This window comes from Halomonas sp. C10-5 (assembly GCF_057169305.1).
The window spans coordinates 2,797,497-2,809,923 of record NZ_CP175665.1 but is presented as its reverse complement, the minus strand read 5'-3'; the positions used below and the strand labels follow the sequence as shown (position 1 = coordinate 2,809,923).

The following is a 12,427-nucleotide window of genomic DNA, read 5'->3' as shown; positions in this document are numbered from 1 at the left end:
GAGCGGCGTTGTGTAGTCTTTCGGCAACATTCAGCCTCGTGAGGCCACCATGAACGAGACGATGACTGCGCCGGGCGATGCGCCTGAGCGTCGCCGTGCTCCGCGGATCCGCTACCGTGAGGCCCTGACGCGGGATGCCGGTGACCAGGCCGAGGTCTTCCACCATGCGGTGATGCAGGGTGCCGTGGCGCACTACACCAGGCCCCAGCGCGAGGCCTGGGCTTCGGCGCTGCCGCGGGATGCCAACGCCTGGGCGGCGCGGCAGGCGCTCTACACCACCCTGGTGGCGGACTGCGATGGTCGCTGCGTGGGCTTCCTGGAGCTGGAACCGTCAAAGGGGCGCATCGTCACGCTGTATGTCTGGCCCTCGCTGGCGCGTCGTGGCATCGGCTCGACGCTGCTGATCCATGCCGAGCGACTGCTGATCGAGCGGGGGGTAGACCGGGTCAGCATCGACGCGAGCCTGATGCTGACCGAGTATCTGGTGAGGCGCGGCTGGCGCGACCTGGGCGAGGAGTGGGTGGAGCGCGGCGGTGAACGGCTGTCGCGTCACCGGCTGGATAAGTCGCTGGTCGCGCTGGAAACCTAGTCCAGCAGGCGCATGGAGAGGTCGATCGCCTTGAGGTCCTTGGTCAGGGCGCCGCTGGAGATGCAGTCGACGCCGGTCTCGGCGATGGCGCGCAGGGTGCTCTCGTCGACGTTGCCGGAAGCCTCCAGGGTCGCCTTGCCGGCGGTACGGCGCACCGCCTCGCGCATCTCGTCGAGGCCGAAGTTGTCGAGCATGATCACGTCGGCGCCGGCCGCCAGCGCCTGCTCCAGCTCGTCGAAGGTCTCCACCTCCACTTCCACCGGCAGGTCACTGGCGATGCGTCGCGCCTCGCTCACCGCCGCCGCGATGCCACCGCAGGCGGCGATATGGTTCTCCTTGATCAGGAAAGCATCCCACAGCCCGATGCGATGATTGTGGCCACCGCCGCAGGCCACCGCATACTTCTGGGCCAGGCGCAGGCCGGGCAGGGTCTTGCGGGTGTCGAGCAGGCGCACGCCGGTGTCGCCGATCAGGTCGACGTAGTGGCGGGTGCGGGTGGCGGTGGCGGAGAGGGTCTGCAGCAGATTGAGTGCCGCGCGCTCGCCGGTGAGCAGGCTGCGCGCCGACCCTTCCAGCTCGAGGAAGCACTGGCCGGCCTCCAGGGTGTCACCGTCGGCGGCCTGCCAGTGCAGCGCCACCGTGGCATCGAGGCGCCGGAACAGCTCGTCGACCCAGGCCACGCCACACAGCACGCAGGCCTCGCGGGTGACGACCCGGGCCCTGGCGAGCTGTTCGGCGGGAATCAGCCGCGCGGTGATGTCGCCGGGGCCGACGTCCTCGGCCAGCAGCCGGGCGGCGGCGTCGCGGATCTCTTCGACGAGCTTGGTGTAATAGGGCAGGGTGTCCTGATTGTGCATGGGTCACTCGCGGGTTGGCGCCGGCGTGGGGGTGGCCGGGGTGGTCGAGGACGTCCATTATAGGGAATCCACTCCGGTCACGTCAGGGGAGACGCATGGCGATCGAACAGGGCTGGCTTGCCGAGGCGCGGCGGGTGCCATCACCCAACTGCGATGAGCGGCCTCAGGACGAGGTGTCGCTGCTGGTGCTGCACTCCATCAGCCTGCCGCCCGGTGTGTTCGGTGGAGAACACATCGAGCGACTCTTCACCAATCGCCTCGACCCTGACGCCCACCCCTTCTTCGCTTCCATTCAGGACCTGCGTGTCTCGGCTCACCTGCTGATTCGCCGCGATGGCGAGTGCGTGCAGTTCGTCCCCTTCGAGCGCCGCGCCTGGCACGCTGGCCGCTCCTGCTGGCGCGACGGCGACCGCTGGCGCCGCGCCCTCAATGACTTCGCCATCGGCATCGAGCTGGAGGGCGATGAAGTCTCTGCCTACTCCGCCGCACAGTATGAGCGCCTGGCCGAGGTCACCCTCGACCTCTTCGCCGCCTATCCCGCGCTGGATGCATCGCGGATCACCGGCCACGCGCGGGTAGCGCCGCTGCGCAAGAGCGATCCGGGTCCCGCCTTCGACTGGGCCTACTATCGCCAGCGGCTCGGCGGGCACGAGCGTGCCGAGTGAGCCTCCTGGCCAGTGTGGCCTGCTGGAGTCGCTCGCTTGCTTCATACGGTAGTTTACTTACATCCTCTTGACCTTCGTCGAGTTTCTGCCTTCTTGAGCCGCTAACTCCTTGTGCTGCGGTGCGGTATCCGGTTATGTGGAAAGTCGTTCCATTCAAACTTGCTTTGGCAGGAGACGAGGTATACGGTATCTTTCGGCTTGAAACAGCGGTTTTTTCGCGTCGCACGTAATAAAATTACATAAAATCACGGGGCGTGAGGCCTCTCTGCAGAGAGGACGCCCTGCTTCCCGCGCTGCCGCGGGCATGCAACATCCATCGTCATTTGGAGAGACGTCTATGAGTCTGGAGGCAAGAGAGGATATCGACCCGGTCGAGACCGAGGAGTGGTTGGAATCCCTCGAATCGGTCCTGGATCATGAGGGCGAGGAGCGTGCCCGGCACCTGCTCACACGCCTGGCCGACCGCCTGCGGCGCGACGGGACGCAGCCCCCCTTCTCGGCCACCACGCCGCACCGCAATACCATTCCGGTGCATCGTGAAGCGCCGATGCCGGGTGATCTCTTCATGGAGCGCAAGATCCGCTCCATGATCCGCTGGAACATGGCGGCGATGGTGACCCGGGCCAATCGCAAGCACAAGGGCATCGGTGGCCACCTGGCCAGCTACATGTCCAGTGCGACTCTCTATGAGGTGGGTTTCAACCACTTCTTCCGTGCCCCCAACGGCGACTTCCAGGGCGACCTGGTGTTCATCCAGGGCCACAGCTCCCCGGGTATCTATGCCCGTGCCTTCCTCGAGGGCCGCCTGACCGAGGAGCAGATGGACAATTACCGCCAGGAGGTCGACGGTAACGGGCTCTCCTCCTATCCGCACCCCTGGCTGATGCCCGATTTCTGGCAGCTGCCTACTGTCTCCATGGGCCTCGGACCGATCATGTCCATCTACCAGGCCCATGTGATGAAGTACCTGGACCAGCGCGGCCTGCAGCCGATGCAGGATCGTAAGATCTGGTGCTTCATGGGCGACGGCGAATGCGACGAACCGGAGTCCCTCGGCGCCATCCACCTGGCCAGCCGCGAGAAGCTCGACAACCTGATCTTCGTCATCAACTGCAACCTGCAGCGCCTCGACGGCCCGGTGCGCGGCAACTCGCGGATCATGGACGAGCTCGAGGGGGTGTTCCGCGGTGCCGGCTGGAACGTGATCAAGGTGGTCTGGGGCCGCCTGTGGGATCCGCTCTTCGAGAAGGACAAGAAGGGTGTCCTGCAGAAGGTCATGGATGAGACCGTCGACGGCGAGTACCAGAACTGCAAGTCCAGCGGCGGCGCCTACACCCGGGAGAACTTCTTCGGCAGGTACCCCGAGACCGCCGAGATGGTCAAGGACATGTCCGACGAGGACATCTGGAAGCTCAACCGCGGTGGCCACGACCCGTTCAAGGTCTATGCGGCCTACCACCAGGCGGTGAACAATGCCAACGGGCGTCCCACCGTGGTGCTGGCGCACACCGTCAAGGGCTACGGCCTGGGTACCGACGGTGGCGAGGCGGACAACGAGGCCCACCAGGTCAAGTCCATCGATGACCCCGAGGTGCTCAAGCGTTTCCGCGACCGCTTCGGGATTCCGGTCTCCGATGAGGCGATCGAGCACGAGATTCCCTACTACAAGCCGGCCGATGACACGCCGGAGATGAAGTACATGCATCTCCAGCGCGAGCGTCTGGGTGGCTACCTGCCGGCGCGCCAGCACGACTTCGAGGCGCTGGATATCCCGGGTCTGGACGACAAGATCTTCGCCAGCCAGATGGGTGGCTCCAAGGGGCGTGAGGTCTCCACCACCATGGCCTTCGTGAGGGTCCTCAACGGCCTGGTCAAGCACAAGGGCTTCGGCAAGCAGGTGGTGCCCATCGTGCCCGACGAGGCGCGTACCTTCGGCATGGAGGGCATGTTCCGCCAGCTCGGCATCTATACCTCCGAGGGCCAGAAGTACGAGCCCATGGACAAGGGCCAGCTGATGTTCTATCGCGAGGACAAGGCCGGCCAGGTGCTCGAGGAGGGCATCACCGAGGCGGGTGCCATGTCCTCGTGGATCGCCGCGGCCACCTCCTACGCCAACCACGGCCTGCCGCTGCTGCCGTTCTACATCTACTACTCGATGTTCGGCTTCCAGCGTATCGGCGACCTGGCCTGGGCAGCGGGCGACCTGCAGGCACGCGGCTTCCTGGTGGGCGGTACCGCCGGTCGCACCACGCTCAACGGCGAGGGCCTGCAGCACCAGGATGGCCACAGCCACCTGCAGGCGGCAATGATCCCCAACTGCCGCACCTACGATCCCACCTATGCCCACGAGCTGGCGGTGATCGTGCAGAGCGGCCTGACCCGGATGTTCGTCGACAAGGAGCCGTGCTTCTACTACCTGACGGTGATGAACGAGAACTACGAGCACCCCGAGATGGAGGAGGTGCCCGCCGACGACATCATCAAGGGCATGTACCTGCTGCGCGAGACCCAGGGCGACAAGGCCCGGGTGCAGCTGATGGGCTCCGGTACCATCCTGCGCGAGGTCGAGGCTGCCGCCGAGCTGCTGCGTGACGACTGGGGCGTCGGCGCCGATATCTGGAGTGTGCCGAGCTTCAGCGAGCTGCGCCGCGAGGCACTGACGCTGGATCGCGAGGCATTCCTCAATCCCGACGCCGAGCCGGGCAAGCCGCATGTCACTGGCTGCCTGGAAGGACGCCAGGGTCCGGCCATCGCCGCTACCGACTACATGCGCCTGTTCGCCGATCAGGTGCGTGCCTGGGTGCCCACCGACTACCACGTGCTGGGGACCGACGGCTTCGGCCGCTCCGATACCCGCGAGAAGCTGCGTGAGTTCTTCGAGGTGGACCGTCGCTTCGTCACTGTGGCCGCGCTCAAGGCGCTCGCCGAGCGCGGCGAGGTCGAGCGCAAGGTGGTTGGCGAGGCGCTGAAGAAGTATGGCATCGATCCGGCCAAGCCGAATCCGCTGACCGACTGATCCGGTGGGGCGGGCGAGTGCCCGCCCCCTCCAGGCACGATTTGGAAGGAGCGCGACCTTGAGTAGCGAAATCATCAAAGTACCGGACATCGGCGGCGATACCGATGTGGAGATCATCGAGATCGCGGTGTCGGAGGGCGATGTCATCGACGCCGAGGACACCCTGATCACGCTGGAGTCCGACAAGGCCAGCATGGACGTGCCCTCGCCCAAGGGCGGCAAGGTGGTCAAGGTGCTGGTGAAGGAGGGCGATACCGTCTCCGAGGGCGACGACATCGTCGAACTGGAAGTCGAGGGCGGCGGTAACGCCGAGCCGGCGGCCGACAAGGCGGAGGAGAAGGCCGCGCCGGCGCCCGAGAAGGCGCCGGAGCCCGCCGCCGAGAAGTCGGCGGCAAAGTCCGGCGGCGGCAAGCGTACCGTGGAGATCACCGTTCCCGACCTGGGCGGCGACAGCGACGTCGAGGTGATCGAGGTCGCCGTGGCCGAGGGCGACGAGATCGACGAGGAGGCGCCGCTGATCACCCTGGAGTCCGACAAGGCCTCCATGGACGTGCCCAGCCCCTATGCCGGCAAGCTGGTCTCGCTGGCCGTCAAGGAGGGCGATACCGTCTCCGAGGGTGATGTCATCGGTACCATGGAGATCTCGGATGCGGCCGGCAGCGAGGATTCCGCCGAGCAGGCCAGCCAGGCGCCCAGCGACGCCCCGGCTCCCGCCGCGAGCGAGTCCGCCGACGAGCTGGAAGAGCCGGCGGCTACCGGCGAGCCTCAGCGCCAGGAAGTTCGCGTCCCGGACCTGGGCGGCGCCAGCGACGTGCCGATCATCGAGGTGGCTGTGGCCGTAGGCGACGAGGTGGAGGCGGAAGCACCGCTGATCACCCTGGAGTCCGACAAGGCCTCCATGGACGTGCCAAGCCCGCTCAAGGGCAAGCTGGTGGAACTCGCCGTCAAGGAGGGCGACAGCGTCTCCGAAGGTGACCTTATCGGCTATATCGAGACCGCCGCGGCCAAGCCGGCGGCCGGCAAGCCGAGCGACAGGAAGGCCGAGTCCCCCAGGGCCGAGAAGCCTGCCCCGACCCCCGCCGGCACGCCGAGCCCCGAGGCCGAGATGGCGGCCCACAAGCCCCGCGACGGCAAGCTGGTCCACGCCGGCCCCGCGGTGCGCATGCTGGCCCGGGAGCTGGGCGTCGACCTGGCACTGGTCAGGCCCAGCGGCCCGAAGGAGCGCGTGCTCAAGGAGGACGTCCACGCCTACGTCAAGCAGGTGATGGCCAACCAGGGCAAGCCCCAGGCTGGCGCTTCGGCACCCGCGGCGGCCGGCTCGGGCATTCCGCCGATCCCGGACCAGGATTTCAGCCAGTTCGGCGAGGTGGAAGAGAAGCCCATGGGGCGCCTGATGAAGATGGGCGCAACCAACCTGCATCGCAGCTGGGTCAACCTGCCCCACGTCACCCAGTTCGACGAGGCGGACATCACCGAGCTGGAGGCCTTCCGCAAGTCGATGAAGGCCGAGGCGGAGGCCCAGGGCGCCAAGCTCACGCCGCTGCCCTTCCTGATCAAGGCCTGTGCCTTCGCGCTGCGCCAGTACCCGCAGTTCAACGTCAGCCTGAAGAGCGACGGCGAGACGCTGGTGCACAAGAAGTACGTGCATATCGGCATCGCCGTGGATACGCCGGACGGCCTGATGGTGCCGGTGATCCGCGACGCCGACAGGAAGTCGCTGATCGACCTGGCCAAGGAGTCGGTGGAGCTGGCCAAGAAGGCGCAGTCGAAGAAGCTCAAGCGCGAGGAGATGACCGGTGGCTGCTTCACCATCTCCAGCCTGGGCTCCATCGGTGGCACCGCCTTCACGCCCATCGTCAACGCCCCGGAGGTGGCCATCCTCGGCATCTCCAAGGCGTCGATGAAGCCGGTGTGGGACGGTGCGGCCTTCCAGCCGCGGCTGATGATGCCGCTGTGCCTCTCCTATGACCACCGGGCCGTCAATGGTGCCGACGCGGCGCGCTTCACCGCGCTGCTGGGGCAGCTGCTCACCGACATCCGTCGGCTGCTGCTCTAGGGCCAGGCTCGCCCTGCCCGGACGACGGCGCCTGCGGGCGCCGTCGTCATTTCCGGCCTCCGTACCCACGACAAGACCAAAGTGCTAATCGCCCGGAGGTCATTGAAATGCAACGCGCTTTTGTGGCGAAAAGGGGTGCCGCCAGGGCCCGGCGCTTGTGCTGGTCGTGGGCCGCGGTTATCGTTCCCTTCCCAAGAATTCTTCATTGTTGACAACTACTTGACCACGAGGACTCTAACATGCGTTTGATCCTGTTGGGCGCCCCCGGTGCCGGCAAGGGCACCCAGGCCCAGTTCATCTGCGAGCGCTTCAACATTCCGCAGATCTCCACCGGCGACATGCTGCGTACCGCCGTCAAGGAGGGCAGCGAGCTGGGCGTCAAGGTCAAGGAGATCATGAACAGTGGCGGCCTGGTGTCCGACGACATCATCATCGCCCTGGTCAAGGAGCGTATCGCCCAGCCCGACTGCGCCAACGGCTTCCTGTTCGACGGCTTCCCGCGCACCATTCCCCAGGCCGATGCCATGAAGGAGGCCCAGGTGAAGCTCGATCACGTGCTGGAGATCGCCGTGGCGGACGAGGAGATCGTCAGCCGTCTGGCCGGCCGCCGCGTGCACCCGGGCTCCGGGCGTGTCTACCACGTCGACCACAACCCGCCGAAGGAGGAGGGCAAGGACGACGTGACCGGCGAGCCGCTGATCCAGCGTGACGACGATCGCGAGTCCACCGTACGCAACCGCCTGGCGGTCTATCACGAGCAGACCGCGCCGCTGGTCGACTACTACCAGGCCTGGGCCGAGCAGGACCCCGAGGCCGCGCCTGCCTATCACCGTGTCGAGGGTGTCGGCAGCGTCGACGACATCAAGGCCCAGGTGCTCAAGGCCCTGGAGGGCTGACTCCAGGCGGAACAGGACAAGGCTCCGCGGGGGCGCCGGGGATAGGCCGAAGAGGAGGTCCTACGCCAGGGGTGAGGAGCACCGCACCGAACGGGCTGGCCATGGATGGCCAGCACCGGACCTGCAAGCGGAGCGGGACGCGAGAGCGCAGCAGGGCGTCGGTAGCGTACAGGGATGTATTTACAGCCCCTCCTCGCAGGCCTGTCGCCGGATCAGCCCCGTTTACCATAGTATTTGGATGGCCCGCTTTCGCGGGCCATCGTCGTTATGGGCCCGGCCGCGTATAATGGCGGCCCGTTTTCCCGAGATGGTGACCCCATGTCGATCCTGCTGGCCCTGGATGCCTCCTCGAGTGCCTGCTCCGCCGCCCTGCTGCGGCGGCGCCCCGGCGCCGACGACGAACTGCTCTCCCGCTTCGCGCTGACTCCCCGCGAGCATACCCGGCGGCTGCTGCCCATGGTCGACGAGGTGCTCGCCGAGGCCGGCGTGCGCCCGGCGGAGCTCGACGCCGTGGCCTATGGTCACGGTCCAGGCTCCTTCACCGGCCTGCGCATCGCCGCGGGTGCCGCCCAGGGGCTCGCCTACGGCCTCGACCGGCCGCTGATCGGGGTCTCCACCCTGGCGGCCCTGGCGCTGGGCGCCCACCGTCGCCACCACTTCCGCTGGCTGCTCACCGCCCTGGACGCGCGCATGGGCGAGGTCTACGTGGCGGCCTGGCAGTGCCGCGATGGCCTGCCGGAGCGGCTTCTCGACGAGGCGGTCATGGCGCCCGAGCGGCTGCGCCTGCCCGGCGGACACGACGAGCACGACTGGGTCGGGGTCGGGTCCGGCTGGAACCTGCTGGAGCGGATGCCCGCCCAGGTGCAGGCCGGGCTCGGCCAGCACCTGCCGCAGGTGGAGGCCGACGCGGCGGACATGGCACTGCTGGCCATGCACGAGCTGGAGGCCGGCGGAGGCCGGGCGGCCCACCTCGCCCAGCCGGTCTATCTGCGCAACGAGGTGGCCTGGAAGAAGGCGAAATGAGCGAGCTGCCGCCGGTGGCGGTTCACGACCCGGCGCTGGCGGCACTGGCCGAGCGCCTGGGGCTGCCCTTCGCGGTCGAGTCCGAGCTGGTCCTGGAGCAGCGTGAGGGCCGCCTGGTGCTGGCCGGCGACGAGAAGCGCTACGGCCACCCGCTGGCGGTGGAGTTCGCCAGCGGCCGGGCGGCCCATCGGCGTCGCTTCGGCGGCGGGCGGGGACAGCTGGTCGCGCGTGCCTGCGGGTTCGCCCAGGGGGTGACACCTGCGGTGGTGGATGCCACCGCCGGCCTGGGACGCGACGCCTTCGTGCTGGCCAGCCTGGGGGCTCGGGTGCTGCTGGTGGAGCGGGTGGCGGCGATCTTCGCCCTGCTCGAGGATGGCCTGGCCAGGGCGCTGCTCGATGCCGACACCGCCGAGATCGCCAGGCGTATGGGCCTGGTCCATGGCGATGCCGCCGGTGACCTCGAGGCGCTGGTGGCCGAGGCGGGCTTCGCTCCCCAGGTGATTCACCTGGACCCGATGTTTCCGCACCGTGACAAGTCTGCACTGGTCAAGAAGGAGATGCGCCTGTTCCGGACCCTGGCCGGCGACGATGCGGACGCCCCGCGCCTGCTGGAGGCGGCCCTGGACGTGGCGACCCATCGGGTGGTGGTCAAGCGCCCGCGCAAAGCGCCGCCGATTGAGGGGCCCGCGCCGCGCCACGTCATCGAGGGCAGGACCAGCCGCTATGACCTCTATGTGCACCGCAGCCTGCAGGCCACGTGATCAGTCGCCCTGGCGGGTGATCAGCTGCAGGCGGTGGCGCAGGGCCGGGTCGAACAGCCGCCGCGAGCGCCCGGCCGCCTCGCGCAAGCGCTCGTCGAACATCAGCCGTCCCGCGGGATCACGCCACAGCCAGCCCTCCAGCTCCAGGCTCTCCACCAGCCTGACGAACAGGCGCGTATCGAAGAATTCCGGGGCATCGAGTCCCGAGAGCAGCGCCAGCCGCTCGGCGAGCAGCCGGCTGTGCTCGGCCAGCTCTTCGGCCGTCAGCTCGCCTGCCCCCGCGTGGATCAATACCGCCAGCAGCAGGTAGCCGCGCTGCAGTGATGGCTGCATCAGCTGCCCCAGCAGGTCGAGGCTCTCGCCAGCCTCCAGGCTGTCGTCGGGCCGCCGCCAGCCACCCCGGGCGTCGGGCTCCAGCAGCCCCAGCTCGACCAGGGTATCGAGCATCGCCGCCAGTGCCTCGCCCAGCGCCGGTGGGGGAGAGACCATCAGTTCCCGGGCCAGGATCGGCCAGCCCGGGGCCAGCAGGGCCTCCAGTTCGTCCAGATGGTGGTGCGCCTGGTGGCGGAAGGCGAAGGCGGTGAGACCGGCCAGGGCGTAGAGGTGCAGCACGTTGTTGCGGTACCAGCCCAGCTGGCTGGCCTGCTCGGCATCGGCGAGCAGGATGTCGCCCAGCGACTGTTCGCGGCGCTGGATCATGCCCAGTGACAGGGCCTGGGCGATCCACTCCGCGGGTTCGCCCGCGGGCAGGCTCGCCCGGGCGGCGCCCGGCATTCGCCGCTGGAGCGCCGCCAGCAGCGCCAGCTGACGCTCCAGCAGGCGCTCCTCGATGGCATGGTGCGGCGTGGCCAGCAGCACCAGGGCGACCAGGTTGACCGGGTTGAGGGCGGCGGCGGCGTTGATGCGCCGGCTCAGGGTCTCGCCCAGGCGTGGCACCATCTCGCCGAGCCACTCGGGCTGGGGAGCGCGCTCCCTGCGCCAGTGGGTGCCGAGCTCATGGTCCAGGTAGTCGGCCAGACGCAGCGGCTCCCCGACGCTCAGGCTCACGCGACCGAAGGGCTGGCGCAACTTTCCCACGACCCGCAGCAGCGCCAGCGGCGTCTCCTTGCGCTTCCTGCCGCCACGCAGCTCGCGCTGATAGCTGGCACTCTCGATGACCCGTTCGTAGCCGATATAGACTGGAATGAAGGCCACTGGCCGCGCCTGTCCGGCAGCGTGGCTGCGCAGGAAGGAGCGCAGGGTCATGGCCAGCATGCCGGGGCGCGCGGGCAGCATGCGGCCGCTGCGCGAGCGGCCGCCTTCCATGAAGTACTCCAGTGGGTGCCCGCGAGCGATGAGGCGGTGCAGGTATTCGTTGAATACCGTCGCGTAGAGGCGATTGTCGCGGAAGCTGCGGCGCAGGAAGAAGGCGCCGCCGCGGCGCAGCAGCGGGCCGATCAGCGGCATGTCCAGGTTGCGCCCGGCGGCGATATGCGGCGGCATCAGGCCCTCCTGGTAAAGCACGTAGGAGAGCAGCAGGTAGTCGACATGGCTGCGGTGGCAGGGCACGTAGACCAGGGTGTGGTCCTCGGCCAGCGGCTTGATCGCCGCCAGGCCGCGCACGTCGACACCGTCGTAGAGGCGGTTCCAGAGCCGGCGCAGCAGGCCATCCATGAAGCGCAGCACCGGGTATGTCATGTTGGAGGCGATCTCGTGACCGTAGCGGCGGGCGCGACGCTCCAGCCGTGCGCGGCCATGCCCACCCTCGCCGGCCAGTTCGTCGATCACCCGGCCTACCTCGGGGCTCGCTGCCACCCCCTCGATCAGCGTGCGGCGATGGGAGAGGTCCGGGCCCAGCACCCGGGTGCGCATGCGCCGGAAGTGCACGCGCAGCAGGCGGGCCGCCTTGCGATTGGTGAGCGCCGGGTCGCGGTCGTCACACAGCTGGCGCAGCATCAGCGGGGCGCCGAAGTGCACCTCCACGCTGCGCCGGTTGACCAGCACCGAGAGGGCGCGGCGCAGGCGGCCGGTCAGCTGCCAGTTGTCCGCGGCGACCATCCGCCAGAAGCCGAAGCGCTTGCCCGGTGCACGCCCCCAGAAGATGCTGACCGGCACCAGCTGTACCGCGAGTTGCGGGTCGGCCTCGAGGCGTTCGATCAGCGCCGCGAAGGGCGGCACGCCGCGCGCGGAACGGCGCAGCCTCCGGCGTGGCAGCGGCAACGCCAGGCAGCCGGGGAGTCTCAGGCCGGCGAGGCGCCGGGGGCGGTCGGCGGCCGGCAGGCCGTGGTGGGAGGTCAGCGCAGCGAGCAGCCAGGTGTCGCTCATTGCCGGCCGGGGCAGCACGTAGACCACCGGCAGGTCCGGGGCGATCCCCAGCTCAGCGGGGGACGGCTCGATCAGGCGCGGCCGAACCCAGGCGGCGATCACGCGGGTCATCGCCGCGCGCAGGGGGGTAGTCAGGGTGTGCAGCAAGGCCATCCGTTTGCCCCGGGTGCAGGAAAGGGAGAGGAAAGGCCAGTATAGTCGTCGGGAGTCGCCGGGTCAGCGGCGACTCAGGGGCGTGTGACGAAGCGGACAGGGATACG

At 68.4% G+C, this 12,427-nt stretch carries 9 protein-coding genes; 7 read left to right on the top strand and 2 right to left on the bottom strand.

Features of this window, described 5'->3' with window-relative positions; all coding sequences use genetic code 11:
• Positions 1-49 precede the first annotated feature (49 nt).
• Complete coding sequence (locus ACJ7IV_RS13100) at positions 50-589, top strand: GNAT family N-acetyltransferase (protein ID WP_483864772.1); 540 nt, start codon at positions 50-52, stop codon at positions 587-589.
• Here the strand turns inward: ACJ7IV_RS13100 and nadC are convergent.
• Positions 586-1,446 (bottom strand): carboxylating nicotinate-nucleotide diphosphorylase, encoded by an 861-nt coding sequence (nadC, locus tag ACJ7IV_RS13095; RefSeq protein ID WP_483864771.1) that lies wholly within the window; start codon positions 1,444-1,446, stop codon positions 586-588. The two genes, ACJ7IV_RS13100 and nadC, sit on opposite strands and share 4 nt — an antisense overlap.
• A gap of 95 nt (positions 1,447-1,541) precedes the next feature.
• Here nadC and ampD point away from each other — a divergent pair, with 95 nt between their 5' ends.
• From ampD to ACJ7IV_RS13065, 6 genes are all read left to right on the top strand, one after another.
• Entirely contained in the window at positions 1,542-2,111 is a 570-nt protein-coding gene (gene ampD / locus ACJ7IV_RS13090) for a 1,6-anhydro-N-acetylmuramyl-L-alanine amidase AmpD (RefSeq protein ID WP_483864770.1), read from the top strand.
• A 337-nt stretch (positions 2,112-2,448) separates the two neighbouring features.
• Complete coding sequence (gene aceE, locus ACJ7IV_RS13085; RefSeq protein ID WP_483864769.1) at positions 2,449-5,127, top strand: pyruvate dehydrogenase (acetyl-transferring), homodimeric type; 2,679 nt, start codon at positions 2,449-2,451, stop codon at positions 5,125-5,127.
• Positions 5,128-5,185: 58 nt separating this feature from the next.
• The gene (gene aceF / locus ACJ7IV_RS13080; protein ID WP_483864768.1) at positions 5,186-7,183 is read left to right on the top strand and encodes a pyruvate dehydrogenase complex dihydrolipoyllysine-residue acetyltransferase; all 1,998 of its coding nucleotides are present in this window, start codon (positions 5,186-5,188) and stop codon (positions 7,181-7,183) included.
• Between the two features lie 239 nt (positions 7,184-7,422).
• Positions 7,423-8,079: an adenylate kinase gene (gene adk / locus ACJ7IV_RS13075; protein WP_483864767.1), complete on the top strand. Its 657-nt coding sequence runs from the start codon at positions 7,423-7,425 to the stop codon at positions 8,077-8,079.
• Between the two features lie 318 nt (positions 8,080-8,397).
• Positions 8,398-9,102: a tRNA (adenosine(37)-N6)-threonylcarbamoyltransferase complex dimerization subunit type 1 TsaB gene (tsaB, locus tag ACJ7IV_RS13070; protein WP_483864766.1), complete on the top strand. Its 705-nt coding sequence runs from the start codon at positions 8,398-8,400 to the stop codon at positions 9,100-9,102.
• The gene (locus ACJ7IV_RS13065; RefSeq protein WP_483864765.1) at positions 9,099-9,863 is read left to right on the top strand and encodes a class I SAM-dependent methyltransferase; all 765 of its coding nucleotides are present in this window, start codon (positions 9,099-9,101) and stop codon (positions 9,861-9,863) included. Before tsaB ends, ACJ7IV_RS13065 begins: the two co-directional genes overlap by 4 nt.
• Here the strand turns inward: ACJ7IV_RS13065 and plsB are convergent, their stop codons facing one another.
• Positions 9,864-12,320 carry a glycerol-3-phosphate 1-O-acyltransferase PlsB gene (gene plsB / locus ACJ7IV_RS13060; protein ID WP_483864764.1) on the bottom strand — a complete coding sequence of 819 codons (2,457 nt, stop codon included), beginning with the start codon at positions 12,318-12,320 and terminating at the stop codon, positions 9,864-9,866. It abuts the gene before it with no gap.
• Positions 12,321-12,427: the final 107 nt, after the last annotated feature.

What these genes read in the sequence shown, in the direction of transcription:
- ACJ7IV_RS13100 (WP_483864772.1), top strand. Translation starts at nt 50, where the DNA reads ATGAACGAGACGATGACTGCGCCGGGCGATGCGCCTGAGCGTCGCCGT.
- nadC (WP_483864771.1), bottom strand. Translation starts at nt 1,446, where the DNA reads ATGCACAATCAGGACACCCTGCCCTATTACACCAAGCTCGTCGAAGAG.
- ampD (WP_483864770.1), top strand. Translation starts at nt 1,542, where the DNA reads ATGGCGATCGAACAGGGCTGGCTTGCCGAGGCGCGGCGGGTGCCATCA.
- aceE (WP_483864769.1), top strand. Translation starts at nt 2,449, where the DNA reads ATGAGTCTGGAGGCAAGAGAGGATATCGACCCGGTCGAGACCGAGGAG.
- adk (WP_483864767.1), top strand. Translation starts at nt 7,423, where the DNA reads ATGCGTTTGATCCTGTTGGGCGCCCCCGGTGCCGGCAAGGGCACCCAG.
- tsaB (WP_483864766.1), top strand. Translation starts at nt 8,398, where the DNA reads ATGTCGATCCTGCTGGCCCTGGATGCCTCCTCGAGTGCCTGCTCCGCC.
- ACJ7IV_RS13065 (WP_483864765.1), top strand. Translation starts at nt 9,099, where the DNA reads ATGAGCGAGCTGCCGCCGGTGGCGGTTCACGACCCGGCGCTGGCGGCA.
- plsB (WP_483864764.1), bottom strand. Translation starts at nt 12,320, where the DNA reads ATGGCCTTGCTGCACACCCTGACTACCCCCCTGCGCGCGGCGATGACC.